1 pseudogene is annotated in these 328 nt (G+C 57.3%); it reads right to left on the reverse strand.

The window, feature by feature from the left end:
• Positions 1-279 (reverse strand): annotated as a pseudogene (locus U4Z31_RS37045) (hypothetical protein); the annotation flags it as partial.
• Positions 280-328 lie beyond the last annotated feature (49 nt).

Here is a 328-nt window from a genome sequence, read left to right on the forward strand (position 1 = left end):
CTGATCGTGCGGACAGCAATATGCGGTGACGCGGCCATACGTCGATTCATTCAGCCCGTGCCTCGCGCGATCCTCTTGCGCCGCATAAGACCGATTGCTGGTCGGCGAGACCCGCTCGTTTTCCATGTCCTCATCGATTTTGTCGGCAGGTTGTTCGTATGCTTTTCGAGCGCCGATGATCGACAGGAATGTGCCGAATGTCTTCGTGCGCGCAGCGTAAGTTTGTCGTCCACGCCGGCCGCTGCCGTCTTTCGTGGCACGTTGCGACCAGGTATCCATGAATGTGTCGGATTTGTATGGGCCGTCTGCGTTCGCCAAGCTATATGGT

It is taken from the genome of Burkholderia sp. BCC1985 (assembly GCF_905339915.1).
In the GTDB taxonomy this organism is placed as follows: Bacteria; Pseudomonadota; Gammaproteobacteria; order Burkholderiales; family Burkholderiaceae; genus Burkholderia.